The 17,749-nt window shown below is 71.4% G+C and carries 18 protein-coding genes; 13 read left to right on the top strand and 5 right to left on the bottom strand.

The genetic code is table 11. The annotated features are described in order from the left end of the window. Positions 1–72: 72 nt before the first annotated feature. The 4 genes from AB3X07_RS20485 to AB3X07_RS20500 all read left to right on the top strand — a co-directional run bounded on the left by AB3X07_RS20485 (position 73) and on the right by AB3X07_RS20500 (position 5,498). On the top strand, positions 73–1,842 hold the full coding sequence (locus AB3X07_RS20485; protein ID WP_369940752.1) for an endonuclease: 1,770 nt from the start codon (positions 73–75) through the stop codon (positions 1,840–1,842). Positions 1,843–2,300: 458 nt separating this feature from the next. After that, on the top strand, positions 2,301–2,633 hold the full coding sequence (gene cutA, locus AB3X07_RS20490; RefSeq protein WP_369940755.1) for a divalent-cation tolerance protein CutA: 333 nt from the start codon (positions 2,301–2,303) through the stop codon (positions 2,631–2,633). A gap of 4 nt (positions 2,634–2,637) precedes the next feature. Further along, positions 2,638–4,926: a protein-disulfide reductase DsbD family protein gene (locus AB3X07_RS20495; protein ID WP_369940757.1), complete on the top strand. Its 2,289-nt coding sequence runs from the start codon at positions 2,638–2,640 to the stop codon at positions 4,924–4,926. After that, on the top strand, positions 4,926–5,498 hold the full coding sequence (locus AB3X07_RS20500; protein ID WP_369940759.1) for a TlpA disulfide reductase family protein: 573 nt from the start codon (positions 4,926–4,928) through the stop codon (positions 5,496–5,498). The genes AB3X07_RS20495 and AB3X07_RS20500 overlap by 1 nt, the downstream gene beginning before the upstream one ends. Before the next feature lie 264 nt (positions 5,499–5,762). Here the strand turns inward: AB3X07_RS20500 and AB3X07_RS20505 are convergent, their stop codons facing one another. Next, positions 5,763–7,154 carry an FAD/NAD(P)-binding protein gene (locus AB3X07_RS20505; protein WP_369940761.1) on the bottom strand — a complete coding sequence of 464 codons (1,392 nt, stop codon included), beginning with the start codon at positions 7,152–7,154 and terminating at the stop codon, positions 5,763–5,765. Between the two features lie 518 nt (positions 7,155–7,672). On the opposite strand from AB3X07_RS20505, the gene aroQ reads away from it, so the two are divergent. From aroQ to accC, 4 genes are all read left to right on the top strand, one after another. Further along, positions 7,673–8,119: a type II 3-dehydroquinate dehydratase gene (gene aroQ / locus AB3X07_RS20510; protein WP_369940763.1), complete on the top strand. Its 447-nt coding sequence runs from the start codon at positions 7,673–7,675 to the stop codon at positions 8,117–8,119. A 105-nt stretch (positions 8,120–8,224) separates the two neighbouring features. Further along, positions 8,225–8,704 carry an acetyl-CoA carboxylase biotin carboxyl carrier protein gene (gene accB / locus AB3X07_RS20515; protein WP_369940765.1) on the top strand — a complete coding sequence of 160 codons (480 nt, stop codon included), beginning with the start codon at positions 8,225–8,227 and terminating at the stop codon, positions 8,702–8,704. Positions 8,705–8,721: 17 nt separating this feature from the next. Beyond that, a complete protein-coding gene (locus AB3X07_RS20520) occupies positions 8,722–9,099 on the top strand; it encodes a four helix bundle protein (protein ID WP_369940767.1) in 378 nt (125 codons plus the stop codon). A 54-nt stretch (positions 9,100–9,153) separates the two neighbouring features. Next, positions 9,154–10,521: an acetyl-CoA carboxylase biotin carboxylase subunit gene (gene accC, locus AB3X07_RS20525; RefSeq protein ID WP_369940769.1), complete on the top strand. Its 1,368-nt coding sequence runs from the start codon at positions 9,154–9,156 to the stop codon at positions 10,519–10,521. Positions 10,522–10,716: 195 nt separating this feature from the next. Here accC and AB3X07_RS20530 read toward each other — a convergent pair whose 3' ends face one another. Then, a complete protein-coding gene (locus AB3X07_RS20530; RefSeq protein ID WP_369940771.1) occupies positions 10,717–11,610 on the bottom strand; it encodes an AraC family transcriptional regulator in 894 nt (297 codons plus the stop codon). A gap of 99 nt (positions 11,611–11,709) precedes the next feature. Here AB3X07_RS20530 and AB3X07_RS20535 point away from each other — a divergent pair, with 99 nt between their 5' ends. Beyond that, positions 11,710–12,483 (top strand): SDR family oxidoreductase, encoded by a 774-nt coding sequence (locus AB3X07_RS20535; RefSeq protein WP_369940773.1) that lies wholly within the window; start codon positions 11,710–11,712, stop codon positions 12,481–12,483. Between the two features lie 76 nt (positions 12,484–12,559). On the opposite strand, the gene AB3X07_RS20540 is transcribed toward AB3X07_RS20535, so the two are convergent. Together AB3X07_RS20540 and AB3X07_RS20545 are read right to left on the bottom strand one after the other, a co-directional pair. Continuing rightward, positions 12,560–12,913, bottom strand: coding sequence for a hypothetical protein (locus tag AB3X07_RS20540; protein WP_369940775.1), 354 nt, complete (start codon positions 12,911–12,913; stop codon positions 12,560–12,562). After that, positions 12,910–13,848: a hypothetical protein gene (locus AB3X07_RS20545; RefSeq protein WP_369940777.1), complete on the bottom strand. Its 939-nt coding sequence runs from the start codon at positions 13,846–13,848 to the stop codon at positions 12,910–12,912. The genes AB3X07_RS20540 and AB3X07_RS20545 overlap by 4 nt, the downstream gene beginning before the upstream one ends. 202 nt (positions 13,849–14,050) lie before the next feature. Here AB3X07_RS20545 and prmA point away from each other — a divergent pair, with 202 nt between their 5' ends. Further along, positions 14,051–14,971 (top strand): 50S ribosomal protein L11 methyltransferase, encoded by a 921-nt coding sequence (prmA, locus tag AB3X07_RS20550; protein ID WP_369940779.1) that lies wholly within the window; start codon positions 14,051–14,053, stop codon positions 14,969–14,971. A gap of 42 nt (positions 14,972–15,013) precedes the next feature. On the opposite strand, the gene AB3X07_RS20555 is transcribed toward prmA, so the two are convergent. Then, the gene (locus tag AB3X07_RS20555) at positions 15,014–15,559 is read right to left on the bottom strand and encodes a hypothetical protein (protein WP_369940781.1); all 546 of its coding nucleotides are present in this window, start codon (positions 15,557–15,559) and stop codon (positions 15,014–15,016) included. A 94-nt stretch (positions 15,560–15,653) separates the two neighbouring features. Between AB3X07_RS20555 and AB3X07_RS20560 the strand changes: the two genes are divergently transcribed. The 3 genes from AB3X07_RS20560 (at position 15,654) to fis (ending at position 17,563) form a co-directional block, all read left to right on the top strand. Then, positions 15,654–16,022, top strand: coding sequence for a helix-turn-helix transcriptional regulator (locus tag AB3X07_RS20560; protein WP_369940783.1), 369 nt, complete (start codon positions 15,654–15,656; stop codon positions 16,020–16,022). Between the two features lie 610 nt (positions 16,023–16,632). Beyond that, positions 16,633–17,175: a DUF3426 domain-containing protein gene (locus tag AB3X07_RS20565; RefSeq protein ID WP_369940785.1), complete on the top strand. Its 543-nt coding sequence runs from the start codon at positions 16,633–16,635 to the stop codon at positions 17,173–17,175. A gap of 115 nt (positions 17,176–17,290) precedes the next feature. Then, entirely contained in the window at positions 17,291–17,563 is a 273-nt protein-coding gene (gene fis / locus AB3X07_RS20570) for a DNA-binding transcriptional regulator Fis (RefSeq protein WP_003471008.1), read from the top strand. Positions 17,564–17,749 lie beyond the last annotated feature (186 nt).

The following is a 17,749-nucleotide window of genomic DNA, read 5'->3' on the forward strand; positions in this document are numbered from 1 at the left end:
CGGATTCCGCACGCTGTCACACAGGCAGGCTAGGCTCGCAGGCCAGGGGGGATCGTCCAAAGGGAGTTGTCGATGAAGCCATCCGCCGTTGCGTTACCTCTCGCCTGTCTGCTGGCCCTGGCCGGCCATGCCCAGGCCGCCGTGTTCATCAACGAATTGCACTACGACGACGCCACCGCCGCCGGCGATACCGGCGAAGGCGTGGAGATCGTCGCCACCGCCGGGGAGAGCCTGAGCGGCTACAAGGTCTACCTCTACAACGGCAGCAACCCCGGCGCCGCCACGGTCTATGCCACCAGTGCGGTGCCGGCCGGCAACCTGGTCAGCTGCGGCGGTCAGGTCCGCATCGCCACCGTGAGCTATGCCAGCAACGGCGTGCAGAACGGCCCCAACGACGGCCTGGCGCTGGTCGACGGCAGCGGCCAGGTGGTGCAGTTCCTCAGCTACGAGGGCGCGATCACCGGCGGCGGCGGCCCGGCCGCCGGCCTGACCAGCCAGAACCTGCCGGTCAGCGAGAGCAACAGCACCGCGGCCGGGACCTCGCTGCAACTGCGCGGCAGCAACGGCAGCACCGCGGCCGACTTCACCTGGGCCGGCAGCTCGGCCAGCAGCTTCGGCGCCTGCAACAGCGGCCAGACCTTCAGCGGCGGCAGCGCCAATACCGCGCCATCGGTGACCGCGACCACCCCGGCACAGGGCGCCAGCAATTTCCCCGCCGCCGGCGACCTGGCGGTCAGCTTCAGTGAGGCGGTGACCCTGTCCAGCGGCGCGTTCGCACTGAGCTGCAGCCAGTCCGGCACGGTGCCGCTGAGCTACCCCAGCAGCGGCAGCCAGTTCGCGATCTCCACCAACAGCGCCCTGGCCGCCGGCGAAAGCTGCAACCTGAGCATCCTCGCCGCGCGCGTCAGCGACGCCGGCGGTGCGCATCCGGCGCAGGACAGCAGCATCGCCTTCAGCGTCGCCAGCGGCACTGGCGGCGGCGGCAGCGGCTACTACTCGCGGGTCAACACCTCCAGCCCCAGCCAGTTGCGCTGCTCGCTGCACGAGACGATCAAGGGCCACACCGTCTACCCGTACAGCAGCAGCTCCGGCACCAATACCTGGACCATCCTGGAGATCGCCGACGAGGACCCGAACAACAGCGGGCGCATCCTCGACGCCTACCGCAACCGCAGCTACGCCAAGGTCGCCGACCGCGCCGGCAGCGGCAGCGGCCTGAAGTACAACCGCGAGCACAGCTGGCCGAACTCGCTGGGCTTCGGCAGCGCCACCGGCGACAAGGGCCTGCCCTACGCGCCGTACACCGACACGCACATGCTGTACCTGACCGACTCGGCCTGGAACGCCGACCGCGGCAACAAGCCCTACGCCAACTGCGACAGCAACTGCGGCGAGCGCGCCACCGAGGCCAACGCCGGCTTCGGCGGCGGCAGCGGCGCCTATCCGGGCAACTCCAACTGGGTGCGCACCCCGGACGGCAACGGCGGCAGCTTCGAGGTGTGGAACCACCGCAAGGGCGACATGGCGCGCGCGGTCATGTACATGGCGATCCGCTACGAAGGCGGCACCGACGCGGCCACCGGCCAGTCCGAGCCGGACCTGGAACTGACCGACGACCGCAGCAAGATCGTCAAGACCTCGTCCTCGCCGGCGTACATGGGCCTGCTGTCGACCCTGATCGCATGGAGCCAGCAGGATCCGCCGGACGACGCCGAGCGTGCCCGCAACGAGGTGGTCTTCAGCTTCCAGGGCAACCGCAACCCGTTCATCGACCATCCGGAGTGGGCGACGCCGTCGCTGTTCACCTCCGCCAAGCCGGCCAGTTGCCAGTTGCTCAACTGACCCGTGCCTCCCGGCGCGCCGCAATGGCGCGCCGGGACTTGCGTGGCCCCAGGTGCGCCGGATGACGCGCCGGCGGTGCCACCCGGAACCGCCCCCGCACGGCGCTCCACAGCCATCGCCGCGCGCTGACCTTGGTTGGACGTGTGCAGCGCCGAACGGCCAATCGCGGCCAGGCGTTCGCCTCAGGCTACGCTCCCGCCTCGATCGCAACTGGACGGATCGCCACGCCAGCCGGTGGTGGATGGCCGCGCACTGCACCTGCGGAAGCAGCCCGGTGGCCGACCGCCCCTGCCCCGGCCTCGCAACCGCCGCGACCCGCAATGGGAGAGGGGAATTCGGGGTTCGAAAGAGCCACCGCCAGACGCAACCTCGTTGCAGCGGACGCAGCACCAACGCTGTCGCTCTTGCCATTCCCGATTCCCCATTCCCGATTCCCCACTCCCTATACTGTCGGCCGCATGTCGTCGCCCCCACTCCGCCTGCTGTTCAGCACCTGTCCCGACCCGGCCAGCGCCGCGCGGGTCGCCCAGGCCTTGGTCGAGGAACGCCTGGCCGCGTGCGTGAGCCGTCTGCCCGGCGTGCAGTCCACCTACCGCTGGCAGGACACCGTGGAGCAGGCCGACGAAGTGCTGCTGCTGATCAAGACCGCCGCCGACCGCGTCCCCGCGCTGCAACGGCGGCTGGGCGAACTGCACCCCTACGCGGTGCCGGAACTGGTCGAGGTCGAGATCGCCGGCGGCCTGCCCGCCTATCTGCAGTGGGTGCACGCCGAAACCCGTGAGGAACCGTAAGCCGATGACCTTGCTGCACCGTATCGCCGCCCTGTGCCTGCTGGCCGCGGCCGCCTTCCCCGCCCTGGCGGTGGACGAGAAGGACCTGCTGCCGGTCGACCAGGCCTTCGCCCTGAGCGCGCGCGCGCCGGAGCGCGGTCGCATCGAACTGCACTGGAAGATCGCCGACGGCTACTACCTGTACCGACACCGGATCGCGGTCCGCGTGGAGAGCGGCTTCAAGGCCAACCCGACCCTGCAGTTGCCGGCCGGGCACAAGAAGGTGGACCCGTATTTCGGCGAAGTGGAGACCTACCGCGGCCAGCTGAGCGCGGTGCAGACCGGCGCCGCCGCCAGCGGCGTGGACACCCTGCAGGTGGAAGTCCGCTACCAGGGCTGCGCCGACGCCGGGGTGTGCTACCCGCCGCAGAAGCGCCTGCTCAGCGTGGCCTTGCCGGCGGACCAGACCACCACCGCGGCGGCCCCCTCGCCGTTGCCGGGCAGCGGCCCGGGCACGGCCGGCGGCCCCGCCACGCCGCTGTTCGGCGCCGGCGCCGGTGCCGGCGCGATGCAGGGCCTGCCGCTGCCCTCGGACCAGGCGTTCGGCTTCGAGGCCATCGTCGGCGACGGCAACACCCTGCTGCTGCGCTTCACCCCGGCGCCGGGCTATTACCTGTATCGCGACCGCACCGCGCTGGCGCTGGAAGGCGCCCCGGGCATCCGCACCGGGATGCCGCATTGGCCGCAGGGCCGCTCGCACAAGGACGAGCACTTCGGCAACGTGGTGGTGTACTTCGACCAGGCCGAGGTCACCGTGCCGCTGCAACGCCAGCGCGCCGACGCGGCCGAGGCGACCTTGGTGGCCACCTTCCAGGGCTGCCAGACCGACGGCATCTGCTATCCGCCGATGACCCGCCGGGTGAAGCTGTCGCTGCCGGCCGGCAAGGTCAGCCCCGCCGACCAGGCCCAGGTGGCGCCGCTGCTGGTGCCGCCGCTCGCCAGCGATCAGGCCGACGCCAGCGACGCCGACGCCGATGCGGCCCCGGTGACCGCGCCCGACGCGACGACGGCGCCGGATGCGTCGGCGCACAACGCCGCGCGCAGCGCCGCGCCGCCGCAGGCGGAACCGCAGAACCTGCTGTGGATCCTGCTGCTGGCGCTGTGCGGCGGCCTGGTGCTGAACCTGCTGCCGTGCGTGCTGCCGATCCTGTCGTTGAAAGTGCTGGGCGTGGCGCAGAGCGGCGAGAGCCGCAGCCGCGCGCGCAGCCATGCGCTGTGGTACACGCTGGGCGTGCTGACCTCCTTCGCCGTGGTCGGCGGCATCGTCGTCGCCGCGGGCCTGCTGTGGGGCTTCCAGTTGCAGCGCCCGGGTTTCGTCGCGACGCTGGTCTACCTGATGTTCGTGGTCGGACTGAGCCTGTCGGGCGTGTTCACCCTCAGCGCCAACCTCGGCGGCCTGGGCCAGTCGCTGGTGGCGCGCAGCGGGCCGGTCGGCGACTTCTCCACCGGCGTGCTGGCCTGCGTGGTGTCCAGCGCCTGCATCGGCCCGGGCATGGGCACGGCGCTGGGCTACGCGCTGACCGCGCCGCCGGCGACGGCGATGCTGGTGTTCCTGACCCTGGGCCTGGGCCTGGCGCTGCCGTTCCTGCTGATCGGCTTCGTGCCGTCGCTGGCCAAGCGCCTGCCCAAGCCGGGCGCGTGGATGGAAACGCTGAAGCAGGTGCTGGCGTTCCCGATGTACCTGACCGCGATCTGGCTGCTGTGGGTGCTGGGCAAGCAGCGCGGCGTGGACGCGGTGGCGCTGCTGCTGGTCGGCGCCACCCTGCTGGCGCTGGGCCTGTGGTGGTTCGAGCGCGCGCGCTGGCGCGAGCACAAGACCGGCATGCGCCTGGCCACCGTGCTGCTTGTGGCGGCGCTGGTGCCGGCCTGGGGCGTGACCCGGCTGCCGCCGCCCGGCGCGACGGTGGAACGCAACACCGTGGCCTATTCGCCGGAGATGCTGGACCGGCTGCGTACCGACAACCGCGTGGTGTTCGTCAACATGACCGCCGACTGGTGCGTGACCTGCAAGGCCAACGAACGCAACGTGTTCAGCGGCGACGCGTTCCGCGACACGCTCAAGCGCGTCGATGCGGTGTACATGAAGGGCGACTGGACCAACGAGGACCCGCGCATCAGCGCCTTCCTCGCCGAGCACAAGGCGGTCGGCGTGCCCTTGTACGTGGTCTACGGCCCTGGCGCGCCGCCGACCGTGCTGCCGCCGGTGCTGAGCCAGGCGGTGGTCGAGGACGCGCTGCTGCGCGCGGCGCGATGATGGCCACGCCGCCGCGCCTGCTCGCGGTGGCCGCGGTGGCGGCGGTGCTGGGCGTGGCCGCCGCGCAGTTGTGGTGGCGCGAGCCGGCGCCGGCGGCGGAAACGGGCGCGGCCAAGCCGGCGACCGCGGCGGCGGCGCCCGCCGTCGCCGCGCGTCCCGGCGACCTGGCGCCGGCGCTGCAGTTGCCGACGCTCGACGGCGGCCGCCTGACCCTCGACCGCTTCCGCGGCCGCCCGCTGCTGGTCAACGTCTGGGCCAGTTGGTGCGAACCGTGCGTGCGCGAAATGCCGGAACTCGATCGCCTGGCGCAGGCGCAGCCGGCCGACGGCCTGCAGGTGCTCGGCATCGCCCTGGACCGCCCCGAGGACGTGCGTGCGTTCCTGCAACGGGTGCCGATCACCTATCCGATCGCGCTGGAGACGCCCGGCCCGGCCGACGCCAGCGTGCGCCTGGGCGACACCCAGGGCCTGCTGCCGTACAGCGTGCTGATCGACGCCGACGGCCGCATCGTCAGGCAGAAGCTGGGCCCCTTCGCGCCCGGCGAAGCGGAGCGCTGGGTGCAGTTGCCGTAGGCGGCAGCACGAGGCTGCGCCCGTACCCTCATCCGGCCCTGCCGGCCACCTTCTCCCGATGGGAGAAGGAACAGCGGCTAGCCCCTCTCCCACCGGGAGAGGGGTTGGGGTGAGGGTCCGGCGCGAAAGCGACTCGCAGAGTTCGGGGACACGAAACTTCCCCCCTGCCGAACGACGCCGGAGCGGCCGCACCCTCAGGCAGACGCCGCGGCCCGTTCGCGCCAGGCGCAGCCGCGCATGGGGCCGGCGGCGGATCGAATGCCCCTACACCGCCTGCCGCTGCGCCCCACCCTCCACACCACCGCCTCGTGCCTGCCCCAGCGCCGCCAGTTCCGCGGCCAGGCGTTGCGCGCCGGCGCGCAGTTCCGGCACCGCGGTGATTTCCCACAGCCCGCCGCGCAGCAGCGGCCCCAGGCAGTACAGCCCGGCGACCGGATGGCCGCCGCCGTCGCGGACCTGCAGGCGCTCGTCCACCACCAGGCCCAGGCCCAGCGGATCGGCCTGCAGCAGGCCCGCGTCGCGCATCGTGGCGATCAGCGGATGGCTGGTGCGGGCGACGTCGGTGTCCAGCCCGGTGGCGCGGATTAGCACGTCGAACGCTTCGGTCCGCGCGCTGCTGCTGCCGCGGTCGCGGATCACCGCTTCCACCGCGGCCTCGCTCAGCCGCGCACGCAGCAGGCGCCCGGCGCGGATGCGCAACTGCTCCTGCTGCTGCATCTGCGCCAGCGCGGTGGCCGCGGCCGGCGCCAGCCGATGCCGCGCCGCTTCCCAGTACGGGCGCAGGTGGCGCAGGAAACGCGCGCGCGCCGCCGGTGCCAGGCCTTTCCAGAACGGCTGCAGATGCGGGCGCAGCGCATCGACCACGCAGCGCCAGTCCTCCACCACCGTGGTCAACTGGCGCAGGCTGCGCACCAGGCCGCCGAGGTCGTGGTTGCGCAGCGCCTGCGCCACGCTCGGCGGCAGCGTCACCGGCGCGCCCGGCTGGACCAGATGCGCCTGCGGCGCCAGGCCGCGCCGCGACAAGGCGGTGATCGGGCCGCGATGGCCGCGACGGCGCAGGGTCAGCGCGACATCGGCCATGGTCAGGCCGGTGCCGACCAGCAACAGCCGCGCCTGCGGCGGCACCTCGTCCAGCACCCCGTCCTGCCACGGCCAACCGATGTAGCGCCGGTGCACCGCCAGGCGCGGGCCGATGCCGGGCAAGGCCGCCGGCGGCAGCGCGCCGATCGCCAGCACCACCACGTCGCTGACCACGTCCTCGCCATTGGCCAGGAAGATGCGGAAACCGTCCGGCCCGCGCTCCACCGCCACCGCCTCCTCGCTCACCCGCGCCACGTCCACCTTCGAGGCGGCCAGCGCCGCGTCCAGGTGCTGCTCCAGGTAACGGCCGTAGCGCAGCCGCGGCAGGAATTCCAGGCGCTGCGCGGCGTCGAGCTGCAAGGCGTCGGCGAACCCACCCGGATCCTGCGGGTCCACGCCCAGGTCCTTGGCGCGCACGTTCAACAGATGCTCGGGCCGCGCCGCGCCGTAGGCGATGCCGCGGCCGAAGGTCTCCGCCACGCCGATCAAGGTCAGCCGGCTGGCCGTTCCCTGCCTGGCCACCGCCGCGGCCAGCACGTTGCCGCAGAATCCTGCGCCGATGATCGCAATTCGCATGGCTCGCCCTCGGGGCCGGTCGGGGCGTCCTTTGTGCCCGGGATGCCGGCCGCAGGTGTAAATCGCCGGTTAATGCACGCCAAGTGGCGCATTCCGATCGGGCATCACCACATGCGTTTGGTCCATAAGCCGCGCCCGCTGGGCTCCGGCCATGGCGGCACGCCGTGCCTGCACTCTCCAGCACGGCATGGCGCATTTCCCGCATCGCCCGCAACATGCATCAAGGAGCGCGCCGACCTCACAGACGCGGGTGCGAGCCGCTTCGAAAAGCGGACGGCGCCACGCCTCGTGGCACACCGCGCATCGCGGCCATATCGCGGAAGACAGCGCCGCGCCCGACCTCGGCCTGGACGGGCTAGGATGCAGATCGGCGATCGCCCCCCCGCTTCGCGCCCGGCCTGCCAGCGACACACAGGCCACGGAACCAAACATCCGTTTAAAACGCGCGCAACTTCGCCGAACTGGACAGTAATCCCGGCTTCGCGCAGACTGCCGCCCTTTCCGCTGCTTTGTCTTCCATGGCGCGACTGCTGCTGCTGCATGGCCCCAACCTCAACCTGCTCGGCACCCGCGAGCCGGGGGTCTATGGGCACACCACGCTGGCGCAGATCGATGCGGCCCTGCTGGCGCAGGCCAGCGCGGCCGGGCACCAGTTGGACAGCCTGCAGTCCAACGCCGAGCACGTGCTGGTGGACCGAGTGCAGGCCGCGCGCGGCGACGGCACCGCCTTCATCCTGATCAACCCGGCCGCGTTCACCCACACCTCGGTGGCGCTGCGCGACGCGCTGGCGGCGGTGGCGATCCCGTTCATCGAGATCCACCTGTCCAACCCGCACGGCCGCGAGCCGTTCCGCCACCACAGTTACTTCAGCGACCACGCGGTCGGCGTGATCTGCGGCTTCGGCGCCGACAGCTACCGCTATGCGATGGACGCGGCGCTGGCGCGGCTGGGAGCGGGCGCGTGAGCGGCCGCCTGGGCTTCAGCGCGCGTGCACCGGTACCGCGCCAGCTTGTCCGAGTTCGCCGGGCCACGCGCCCGGTCATTTCCCGATTCACCTCAAGAGGCCGTTATGGATCTCCGTAAAATCAAGAAGCTGATCGACCTGCTGGAAGAATCCAATCTCGCCGAAATCGAGATCAAGGAAGGCGAGGAAAGCGTGCGCCTGGCGCGCACCCCCAAGGGCATGATCAGCAGTGCCCCGCAGCAGTACGCCGCCCCGGCCCCCGCCGCGCCGGCCGCCGCGCCGATGCCGATGAGCTCGCCCACCGAGGCCTCCACCGGCGGCAGCGCCAAGCCCGGCAACGCCCTGCCCGAGGGCCACGTGCTGCGCGCGCCGATGGTCGGCACCTTCTACACCTCGCCGGCGCCGGACAAGCCCGCCTTCGTCAGCGTCGGCCAGGCGGTCAAGGCCGGCGAGACCCTGGCGATCATCGAGGCGATGAAGATGTTCAACCCGATCGAGGCCGACGTCTCCGGCACCATCGTCGCCATCCTCAGCGAAAGCGGCCAGCCGGTGGAGTTCGACCAGCCGTTGTTCGTGATTGGCTGAGGCGCCGGGACTCGGGAATGGAGAATGGGGAATCGTCGAAGCGGCCGCACGAGCGGCTCGACGTCTGGCGAGACTCCATGGATCTGGTGGAAATGATCTACCGCCTCTCCGACGCGTTCCCGGCAACGGAACGCTTCGGGCTGACGGCGCAACTGCGCCGCGCGGCGGTCAGCATCCCCGCCAACATCGCCGAAGGCGCCGCGCGCCGCTCCACGCCCGAGTACCTGCGTTTCCTGTCGATCGCGCGCGGCTCGCTATCCGAGGCCAGCACGCACCTGCAGATCGCGCGCCGGCTCGACTACACCTCCGACATCGCGGCACTCGACGGATTGATCGATACGATCTTCGCCAAACTGACCGCATTGATGAATGTTCTGAGCAAGCGCGGAGATTGACGATGCACGCCGTCCTCCATTCCCGATTCTCCATTCCCAATTCCCGGCCTTCCCATGCTCGATAAAGTCGTCATCGCCAATCGCGGCGAAATCGCGCTGCGCATCCTGCGCGCGTGCCATACGCTCGGCATCCGCACGGTCGCGGTGCATTCCACCGTGGACCGCAACCTCAAGCACGTGGCCATGGCCGACGAGTCGGTGTGCATCGGCCCGGCGCCCTCCTCGGAGAGCTACCTCAACATCCCGGCGCTGATCGCCGCGGCCGAGGTCACCGATGCCCAGGCCATCCACCCCGGCTACGGTTTCCTGTCGGAGAACGCCGACTTCGCCGAACGCGTGGAGCAGTCCGGCTTCATCTTCATCGGGCCCAAGGCCGACACCATCCGCCTGATGGGCGACAAGGTCGAGGCGATCCGCGCGATGAAGGCCGCCGGCGTGCCGTGCGTGCCCGGCTCGGGCGGCCCGCTGGGCGAGGACATCGTCGCCAACACCAAGATCGCCCGCGAGATCGGCTACCCGGTGATCATCAAGGCCGCCGGCGGCGGCGGCGGCCGCGGCATGCGCGTGGTGCATTCGGAGGCGGCGCTGAAGGCGGCGATCGAGACCACCAAGTCCGAGGCCAAGGCCGCCTTCAGCAACGACCAGGTGTACATGGAGAAGTTCCTGGAGAACCCGCGCCACGTGGAGATCCAGGTGCTGGCCGACGGCCAGGGCAACGCCATCCACCTGGGCGAGCGCGACTGCTCGATGCAGCGCCGCCACCAGAAAGTGGTGGAGGAAGCGCCGGCGCCGGGCATCACCGAGCAACTGCGCAACGAGATCGGCAAGGTCTGCGTGGACGCCTGCATCCGCATCGGCTACCGCGGCGCCGGCACCTTCGAATTCCTGTTCGAGGACGGCCGCTTCTACTTCATCGAAATGAACACGCGCATCCAGGTGGAGCACCCGGTCACCGAGCGCATCACCGGCATCGACCTGGTCTGCGAGCAGTTGCGCATCGCCGCCGGGCACAAGCTGAGCATCAAGCAGAAGGACATCGTCCTGCGCGGCCATGCGATCGAGTGCCGCATCAACGCCGAGGACCCGGAAACCTTCATGCCCAACCCGGGCCTGATCACCGGCTTCCACCCGCCCGGCGGCCCCGGCGTGCGCGTGGACACGCACATCTACAGCGGCTACAAGGTGCCGCCGAACTACGACTCGATGATCGGCAAGCTGATCGTGCACGGCCCCGACCGCGAGACCGCGATCGCACGCATGCGCGTGGCGCTGAGCGAGATGGTGGTGGACGGCATCAAGACCAACATCCCGCTGCAGCAGCGGATCATGCGCGACAAGGGCTTCCAGGCCGGTGGGCAGAACATCCACTACCTGGAAAAGCGCCTGGCCGAGCGCAAGAACAAGTCGATCGCGTTGGTTTGAAGGCGGGGAATGGGGAATGGGGATTCGGGAATCGCAAAGGCGGTTTCCGGGTCCTGATCCGTTCCTGGGGATGACGGCAGGCGCGGCGGGGCGCTCTTGCCCTGTCGCCGAGGCGTTGCGGGTGGCGGAGATGGCACGGAGGCTGCTCGCGTGGCCGGTAGATCGCGCCGCCACGCTGGGATCGCCGCGCCTGCATCAGCGCCTGGCGTAGTGGCTGGGCGGTTCGCCCGCGTGACGGCTGAAGGCGACGCTGAAGCTGCTGGTGGAGCCGTAACCGACGCGTTCCGCCACCTCGGCCACGGTCGTTCCGTCGCGCCGCAGCAGGTCCTTGGCCACCTGCATGCGCCAGGCCTGCACGTACGCCATCGGCGCCACGCCGACGGTGCGGGTGAAACGCTCGAAGAAGGTCGAGCGCGACAGCGCCGCCACCTTTGCCAGTTCGCCCACCGTCCAGGCGTGGTCGATGCGTGCGTGGATCTGCTTGAGCGCCATCGCCAGTCGCTCGTCGCCCAGCCCGCGCAACAGGCCCGGCGGCGCATTGCCCGCGCTGCTCCAGCGCATGGCCTCGACCAGCAGCAGCTCCACCAGCCGCGACAGCATGTAGTCGCTGCCCGGTTTGCGGTCGCGGTACTCCTCGCCCACCATCCGCACCAGGTGCATCAGGCGGCCCGCCCCCCGCACATGCACTACCGTCGGCAACAGCGAGGCCAGCAACCCGGCATTGGCGCTGTCGAACACGAAGGCGCCGCCCAGGGCCAGCATGTCCGGCGCGCCGCCCTGCTCGCCGTGGCGGAGCTCGCCCTGCCCGCCCGGGACCAGCGTCGGATCGATGAACACCGGCGGCGCCGGCAAGACGCCGGAGAGGGTGAACGCCGGCGTGGTCGGCAGCAACACGAAATCGCCGGCGCCGATCGCGATCGGCGGATGCCCGTCCACCGCCAGCACCGCGCCGCCTTCCAGCACGATGCAGAACCCCGGCTGCCCGTACGCGGCGTAGCGCACCGCCCAGTGGCCCTTGCCGCTGATCAGGTTGGCGAACACCGCCTGGGGGTGCAGCAGACGCACCACATCGGAGAGCGGATCGTGCATTTCGGACGTTCACTAAAACAAAACGGATTCCGCATTATCGATCATCCGGATAATCCCGCCTATCGTGTCCTCCCGACCCACTCGCTCCTGGAGAACACAATGAAGACCGCCCTGATCACCGGCTGCTCCTCCGGCTACGGCCTGGAGACCGCGCGCCATTTCCTGGCGCAAGGCTGGCACGTCGTCGCCGGCATGCGCCAGCCGCGGCAGGACCTGCTGCCGGCGTCGCCGCGGCTGCGCCTGCTGGCGCTGGACGTCACCGATGCCGACAGCATCGCGCGGGCACTGGCCGCCGCCGGCCCGATCGACGTGCTGGTCAACAACGCCGGCGTCGGCCTGTTCGGCGCGTTCGAGGCCACGCCGATGGCGACCGTGCGCGAGGTGTTCGAGACCAATACCTTCGGCCCGATGGCGCTGTGCCAGGCGGTGATTCCGCAGTTCCGCGCGCAACGCGCCGGAACCATCGTCAACGTGACCTCCAGCGCCACGCTGGCGCCGTTCCCGCTGGTGGCGGCGTATACGGCCAGCAAGACCGCGATCGCAGGCTTCACCGCGTCGCTGGCGCACGAACTCCAGGCCTTCGACCTGCGGGTCAAGCTGGTGGAGCCCGGCTACGGCCCGTCCACCCGGTTCACCGCCAACGGCCAGCAGCGCATGCAGGGGCTGATCCCGGACGCCTACGCGCCCTTCGCAAACGAAGTATTCGCGCACCTGGGCCAGCCAGCGGCGGTGACCACGCCCGGCGACGTCGCCCAGGCGATCTGGGACGCCGCCCACGACGCTAGCGACCGCCTGCACTACCCCGCCGGCGCCGACGCCCTGGCGCTATCCGCGCAGGGCCAGCAGCGCTATGCGCCCGCCGAACAGCGTTGATCGCCCAACCGCACAGACCTCACAGAACCCGGGAACCCGCCTTGGCAATTCCCCATTCCCGACTCCCCACTCCCGGCTACTTCCCCTGCGTCCCCGGCATCGGCTCGGCGCCCAGGCTGGAAGTGGGGCTGACGATCACCACCGTCTCGGTGGAGCCGTCCGGCCAGACGATCTGGAAGGTGCTGCCGGGCGGCAAGGTGGAGAACGGCATGCCGCTGCGGGCGCGGTAGATCGCCGCGACCTGCGCGGCGCCGGCGCGGCGCACGTCGGGCGCCGCGTGCGTCGTGGTCAGTTCGACCTTGGACAGCCCGCGGTAGCGTTGCTCGCTGGTGTCGATCAGCAACAGGCCCGCCGCCGCCGCCGAATAGGCGACCAGGGCCAGGACCCAGAACCAGAACTTGGCGCCGTGCAGCCATCGCCGGTACGTCATGAGCCTGCTCCTGTCTGCATCAACCGATTGACCATCTCGTTCATCGTGTCCGTGCCTTGCCGCGGAACCGCGGCATCGTAAACAAAACTCGGGAAATCCTGGGTGGGGTCCTGCGAGCAGATCCCGCCGTTGGCGCAGTAGCGCGTCATCAGTTCGCTGTCCGGGCCGCAATCCAGCCCCAGCCGGCATGCCGCCAGTTGCCAGGCCAGTTCGGTGAACTGGGTCCCGGCGATGCGCTCGTCCAGGCTGTCGTCGCCGCGCGCGGCCAGGCCCATCGCCGGCGCCAGGGCCATGTACGCGTCCGGATCGCCGGAGGCGCGGACCCGTTCCACCAGGTCGCGCTTGTAGTCGGCCGACGCTTGCAGCGGCTGCCCCAGCGCCAGCAGCGCGGCCTCGGCGGCCAGGTTGCCGCCGCGCGCGGCCTGCACGCGCTGGGCGACGATGGCCTGGCGGGTCAGGCCGTCGCCGGGCACGAAGCCGGCGCAGCGCTGGCCGACCCGCGCCCGCGCCGCGACCATGCGCGCGGACAGCGGCAACTGCGCCGCGCCGATCGCGCGGGTGTCGGCGGCGAAGCCGGCCGGATCCATCGCGTAGCCGGCGCAGTAGTCGTAGATGCGGCTCAGCAGCCAGGACGCATCGGCATCGCCCTGGGCCACGGCGGCGGACAGCTGCTGCGCGGAGCGGTACAGGTCGGGGCTGCGCTCCAGCGCGGCGCGGCGGTCGGATGGCGCGGCGTGCGCCAGGCCCGGCACCGCGCTCGATGGCCGCTGCTCCGGCGGCGCCCGCGTCAGGTCGGGCGCGACCGCCGCCACGGCGCTGGCCGGCGCCGCGGGCGCGGCCGTCCGCGGCACGGCGGCGCGATACGCGACCACGCCCAGCAGCAGCGCGGCGGGCGCCAGCAACAGCCAGGTTGTGCGGGACACGGCGAAGGACATGCGCGAGGACGTCGGGACGGCGGGCGGCGCTGGCGGCCGCTCCGCTGAAACCGGCGGCCGCCGCGATGTCGCAGTCTAACGCAGCCGATGGCGGGCCACGGCAGACAATGCCGGCCGCGGTCACGGTACGCAGGCGACCGGCGCGGTGCGGGCCTGCGGCGGTCGTCTAAGATACGGGGTCATTTTCCTCCGTACCCGACCGATGCCGTTCCTCGAACTCACCGTGCGCTGCACCGATGCCACCCAGCCCCGCTACGAGACCGCGCTGGAGGACGTCGGCGCGCTGGCGGTCACCCTGCTCGACGCCGAGGCCGACACCAGCAACGAGCGCGCGATCCTGGAACCGGGGGTCGGCGAGACCCCGCTGTGGGGCACGCTGGTGCTGACCGCGCTGTTCCCGGCCGAGCAGGACGCGTTGCTGCTGCTGGCCGCGCTGGAGGCCTTCGATCCGGGCCTGGACTGGACCCAGGCGACCTTCCGCAAGGTCGACGACCAGGATTGGGAACGCGCCTGGCTGGACCAGTTCCAGCCGATGCGCTTCGGCGCCCGCACCTTCATCGTGCCGTGGAACCACGACCTGCCGGAGGAGGCGCGCGGCGCCGAGGCGGCGGTGGTGCGGCTGGACCCGGGTCTGGCGTTCGGCTCCGGCACCCACCCGACCACCGCGCTGTGCCTGCGCTGGCTCGACGCCCTGGCCGCCGACGGCGCGCTGGCGCAGGCGCGGGTGCTGGATTTCGGCTGCGGCTCCGGGATCCTGGCGCTGGCCGCGCTGAAGCTGGGCGCGGCGGCGGCGGTGGGCGTGGACAACGACCCGCAGGCGCTGCTGGCCACGCGCGACAACGCCGAACGCAACGCGGTCGGCGATCGGCTGGCGGTGCACCTGCCGGACGAGGAGCCGGTCGCGACCTATCCGGTGGTGGTCGCCAACATCCTGGCCTCGGCGCTGGACGCGCTGGCGCCGACGCTGGCGGCGCGGGTCGCGCCGGGCGGGCGCATCGCCCTGTCCGGCATCCTGCACGGCCAGGAACAGGAGCTGCTGCAGCGCTATGCGCCGTGGTTCGACCAGTTGCGCAGCGAACAGGACGGCGACTGGATGCGCATCGACGGCGTCCGCCGGGGCTGAGGCCCGCACACCGTTTCGCCGCTGGCGGGACGCGCCGGAACGTCAGAACCGCCGCGCCGCGACGCTGCGGATCGCCGCGCTGAGCAGGGCGGCCTGCGCATGGATCGCCAGCACCCGCGTGCACGGCCGCCAGCCCTGCGCGCGAAGGCGGCGCTCGTGCCAGCGATGGCCGCGCCAGGCCCGCGGCAGCCGCCAGGCAAGTTCCAGCAGCAGCCCGGCCAAGGCCACGGTGCCCAGCGCCTGCAGCAACCCCACCCAGGCCGCGGCATGCGGCAGCAGCCACAGCGCGGGCGGCAGCGACGCCGGCGGCGCTGGCGGATACGGCAGCGCGAACACCTGCCACGACCAGCCCTGCTTGACCGCATGGCGGCATTCGCCGGCATCGGCCCAGATCCGGTAGCAGTGCACACCCAGGCCGGGCGGCGGGCGGTGCCGCGCGCGGGGTTGCGCGCAGGCGAAACGGGGGTGGCGGGCATCCCGCCGGCTGGCATCCTGCATGGGCATCGGCGCGTCCTGGTCCTTGGCGGCGATCGGTCTGGCGGGCGCATGCGCGGCGGCCTTGCCGGCAACGTATGCGTCCGTCGCCACCGACAGTATCAACAACAAACCACCCATTGAAAGCCCTGCGAACCATCCGCTCGGGTCGGCGCGGCTATACCTCGCCTCCCCTGCGGAGGTGAGCGTGAGCAGCAAGCTGTACGAACGGGTGCGCGAGGCGCGCAAGCTGACCGGGCTGACCCAGGAAGCCCTGGCGCTGGACCTGGGAGTCACCCGCAGCGCCGTGGCGCAATGGGAAATGGCCAATGGCACCGCGCCGGCGGTGGAGCACCTGATCGCACTGGCCTGCCGCAGCGGGCTGACCCTCGAGTACCTGGGCACCGGCCGCGGCGAGCGCGTGTTCGGCGAACCGGTGGCCGTGGCCGAGGAAGCGGCCCAGTACCGGCAGTTGTCCGACCAGCAGGCGCGCCTGCTGGACTGGTTCGAGACCCTGAGCCCGCGCCAGCGCGCCGGCCTGCTGGACCTGATCGGCGCCGGCCGCAAGCGGCGCTGAGCGGCGCCCGCGGCAACGCGCTTCCTGTAGGAGCGGCTTCAGCCGCGACAGACACCTCCGGTAAGTCTCTGTCGCGGCTGAAGCCGCTCCTACAGAAGGCCATGAGGCCGGCGCCACGCTGCAGCCCGCGCCCACGCATGTTTGAATAGCGCCTTCGTTGCCGCCCTCGCCTCCGCGCATGCCCGATCCCGTCCCGCCGCGTCCCAGCCTCGCGACCCTGCTGCGCCAGCCCACGCGTCCTGCGCCGGAGCGGACCGACGACGCCGCACCGGTGGACGCCGGCGCGAATGCGCCCGGCTCTGGCGTCGGCACAGACGCTGGCACCGGCACCGGCACCGGCTTAGATGCTGGCACTGACGTCGGCACGGCCGCAGGCGCTGGGGCCGACGCCGCGTCCGCATCGGCACCGGCCACCGCCGCTGCATCCGTCGCCACACCCGCGTCGCAGGCGGACACGGACGCAGCGGCGGCCATCACGGTTTCGCCGCCGGCCCTGGACGATGCCGAGGCCGAGGCCGGCGCACCGATCGCGCCGCGCGCTGGCGCATCGACGTCCGCACGGCAACCGGGCGCTCGGGAGCCCGATGCCGAACCGGCGCCGGCGCCGAGCGTGGTCAGCGCCCATCCGGGCGCCAGCGCCGCGCCCAGTTTCATGCGCCAAGGCCGGGCACGCCGGCCGGTGCTGCGCGCCGCGCCTTGGCAGTGGATCGCGCTGGTCGGCCTGTGCCTGTTGCTGGGCCTGCAGATCCTGGTCGCCGACCGCCAGCGGCTGGGCGCCGATGCGCGCTGGCGGCCGTGGGTGGCCGGGGTATGCCAGGCGCTGCGCTGCAGCCTGCCGCCGTGGCGCGAGCCGAGCGCGTTCACCATGCTCAGCCGCGAAGTGCGGCCGCTGCCCGGCCGCGCCGGCACGCTGCAGATCCAGGCCACCTTCCGCAACGACGCGCGCTGGGCGCAGGCCTGGCCGCTGCTGCAACTGTCGCTGGCCGACGCCGATGGGCGCACCATCGGCAGCCGCGTGCTGCGCCCGGAGGAATACCTGGGCCGCGACCGCCCCGACGCGGCGACGCTGGCACCGGGACAGAGCGCACAGGTGGCGTTCCAGGTGCGCGAACCGGCGGCGGGCACCGCGGCATTCAGTTTCGACTTCCACTGAAACGCTGTGACACCACGATCCGCCATGGCAGCCGGGCAGGCCACGCGCTAGACTCGTCCCCCCGCGCCGGCCCTCCAGCCTTCCGGCGCCGCTGTCATCCGGGGATCCGTCGAACTTGAACGCTGCCACCACTCGTCCTGACTCCAGTCGCGGCGCGCCGAAGCCGCCGCTGCGCGAACACGTGGCGCAGTCCGTGCGCCGCTACCTGCGCGACCTCGATGGCTGCGACGCCGACGACGTGTACGAGATCGTGCTGCGCGAGATGGAGATCCCGTTGTTCGTGGAAGTGCTCAACCACTGCGAAGGCAACCAGAGCCGCGCCGCGGCGATGCTGGGCATCCATCGCGCCACGTTGCGCAAGAAGCTGAAGGAATACGGGTTGGCGTGAGGCGGGGATTCGGGATTCGGGATTCGGGATTCGGGATTCGGGATTCGGGATTCGGGATTCGGGATTCGGGATTCGGGATTCAAGGCTCACGCTCCGCGTAAATTTCTGTCAATCAGCTCCATGAAAAAAGCCGCCTTTTGGCGGCTTTTTTAGTTCAGTGCTGACGCTTTCTGCAGGAAGACTCCA

This window comes from Xanthomonas sp. DAR 35659 (assembly GCF_041242975.1).
Classification (GTDB): domain Bacteria; phylum Pseudomonadota; class Gammaproteobacteria; order Xanthomonadales; family Xanthomonadaceae; genus Xanthomonas_A; species Xanthomonas_A medicagonis.

Coding starts and splice junctions, on each gene's coding strand:
- AB3X07_RS20485 (WP_369940752.1), top strand. CDS start 73: ATGAAGCCATCCGCCGTTGCGTTACCTCTCGCCTGTCTGCTGGCCCTG.
- cutA (WP_369940755.1), top strand. CDS start 2,301: ATGTCGTCGCCCCCACTCCGCCTGCTGTTCAGCACCTGTCCCGACCCG.
- AB3X07_RS20495 (WP_369940757.1), top strand. CDS start 2,638: ATGACCTTGCTGCACCGTATCGCCGCCCTGTGCCTGCTGGCCGCGGCC.
- AB3X07_RS20500 (WP_369940759.1), top strand. CDS start 4,926: ATGGCCACGCCGCCGCGCCTGCTCGCGGTGGCCGCGGTGGCGGCGGTG.
- AB3X07_RS20505 (WP_369940761.1), bottom strand. CDS start 7,154: ATGCGAATTGCGATCATCGGCGCAGGATTCTGCGGCAACGTGCTGGCC.
- aroQ (WP_369940763.1), top strand. CDS start 7,673: ATGGCGCGACTGCTGCTGCTGCATGGCCCCAACCTCAACCTGCTCGGC.
- accB (WP_369940765.1), top strand. CDS start 8,225: ATGGATCTCCGTAAAATCAAGAAGCTGATCGACCTGCTGGAAGAATCC.
- AB3X07_RS20520 (WP_369940767.1), top strand. CDS start 8,722: ATGGAGAATGGGGAATCGTCGAAGCGGCCGCACGAGCGGCTCGACGTC.
- accC (WP_369940769.1), top strand. CDS start 9,154: ATGCTCGATAAAGTCGTCATCGCCAATCGCGGCGAAATCGCGCTGCGC.
- AB3X07_RS20530 (WP_369940771.1), bottom strand. CDS start 11,610: ATGCACGATCCGCTCTCCGATGTGGTGCGTCTGCTGCACCCCCAGGCG.
- AB3X07_RS20535 (WP_369940773.1), top strand. CDS start 11,710: ATGAAGACCGCCCTGATCACCGGCTGCTCCTCCGGCTACGGCCTGGAG.
- AB3X07_RS20540 (WP_369940775.1), bottom strand. CDS start 12,913: ATGACGTACCGGCGATGGCTGCACGGCGCCAAGTTCTGGTTCTGGGTC.
- AB3X07_RS20545 (WP_369940777.1), bottom strand. CDS start 13,848: ATGTCCTTCGCCGTGTCCCGCACAACCTGGCTGTTGCTGGCGCCCGCC.
- prmA (WP_369940779.1), top strand. CDS start 14,051: ATGCCGTTCCTCGAACTCACCGTGCGCTGCACCGATGCCACCCAGCCC.